Source organism: uncultured Streptococcus sp. (assembly GCF_901875575.1).
Taxonomy (GTDB): Bacteria; Bacillota; Bacilli; order Lactobacillales; family Streptococcaceae; genus Streptococcus.
The window spans coordinates 1-1882 of record NZ_CABFMF010000032.1; the positions used below are offsets into that span (position 1 = coordinate 1).

General features: G+C 36.7%; 1 protein-coding gene. It reads right to left on the reverse strand.

Going from position 1 to position 1882, the window contains the following annotated elements:
- On the reverse strand, nt 1–1882 hold a 1882-nt coding region (locus QZ114_RS06960), incomplete at both ends, for a DUF1542 domain-containing protein (RefSeq protein ID WP_295501394.1).

The following is a 1882-nucleotide window of genomic DNA, read 5'->3' on the forward strand; positions in this document are numbered from 1 at the left end:
ATACTTTATTGATATCTTCTGATGTTGTTGCCTTATCAATTGCATTTTTCGCTGCTTCTGCTTCTTCTCTTGCCGCTTTTTTAGCTGCTTCTTTTTCTTCTTGAGTTAAATCAGTTCTTGCGTCAATTGCTTTTTCTTTGGTTGCTAAGGCTTCATCTATTGCTTTCTTAGCTTTATCTTTAAGATTTTCTGGATTAATCTTCGCAATATTGTCTTTTCCATCTTCTAATACTTTATTGATATCTTCTGATGTTGTTGCCTTATCAATTGCATTTTTCGCTGCTTCTGCTTCTTCTCTTGCCGCTGTTTTAGCTGCTTCTTTTTCTTCTTGAGTTAAATCAGTTCTTGCGTCAATTGCTTTTTCTTTGGCTGCTAAGGCTTCATCTATTGCTTTCTTAGCTTCTTCTTTAGCACTTGTTACTGTTACTTTCTTGATATCATCTTTTCCAGTTTCAGTTACTTTTTCAATATCAGATAATTCTGTTGCTTTGTCAATTGCATTTTTCGCTGCTTCTGCTTCTTCTTCAACTCTTGCTTTAGCCTCTGCTTTTTCATCCTCTGTTAAATCTGGATTTGCATCAATTGCTTTTTCTTTCGCTGCTTTTGCTGCTTCGATTTCTGCTTTTGCTGCTTCTTTTTCTATTGCTAGTTTTCCTGATTCTTTAGCTGAGGCAACATCTTCTGTTGTTTTTGCTTGATCAATTGCATCAATGGCTTTCTTAGCTTCTTCTGCAAGTTTCGCTTTAGCTTCTGCTTTTTGAGCATCTGTTAAATCTGGATTTGAATCAATCGCTTTTGTTTTTTCAGCTAATTCTTTTTCGATTTCTGCTTTTGCTTTTTCTTTGCCGACTGGATTTACTTCTGATACAGCTTTTGTTCCTTCAGTTTGTTTCGCATCTACTGCGGCTTGATCTGTTGCTTCATTAATTGCATTCACTGCATCAATTGCAGCCTTCGCAACTTCTGCTTTGGCTTTGGCTTTTTCCTTATCTGATAATTTATCATCACGATCAATTTCAGCAAGTTTATCTTCAGTTGCTTTTTGAATCGCATCTAATGCTTTTTCTTTGCCGACTGGATTTACTGCTGCTACGGCTTCTTTACCAGTTGTTTTCGCACTATCTACTGTTGACTGGTCTTGAGCTGCATCAATCGCTTGAATCGCATTTGTTGCTGCTTCCTCTACAGCATCTTTTGCTGCTTGTTTTTCATCATCAGAAAGTTTGTCATTAGCATCAATTGCTTTTTCTTTTTCTGCTTTCGCTGCTTCTACTTCTGCTTTCGCTGCTTCTTTTTCAATTGCAAATTTACCAGCATTTTTAGCTGCTGTAACATCATCTTCAGTTGTTGCTTTATCGATGTCGCCAATTGCTTTTGTTGCTTCTTCTGCTACTTTTGCCTTAGCTGCTTGTTTTTGCTCAGGTGTTAAATCAGCATTATCATCAATTGCATCGTTTGCATTCTTAGCCGCATCTTCAACTTCTTTCTTAGCTGCTGACTTATCGATATCTTTAAGAAGTTTTGCTGCTTCTGCTAATTTAGATTTCAACTTATTAATTTTAGCTTGAACTCTATAAGCTTCTAACTCTCCAGCATTATCTCCTTTATCTAATAAATCTTTAGCTGCTTGTTTTGCAGCTGCTAACTCATCACTTAGTTTAGCGACTTCATCATTATAAGCTTTGACACTATCTTTAGCTTTACCAGTTGTATCTGCTAATTTAAGATTTTCTTCAGCGTTTGCTAAATCATCTTTTTGGTCTTGAGTTATCTTGCCTACTAACGCTGCTTTGGCTGCTTCTAATGCTGCTTTCTTATCGTTTACTTTCGCTACTGCTGCTGCAACTTGTTCTGGTGTCGCACTTGCATTGTCTAATACTTT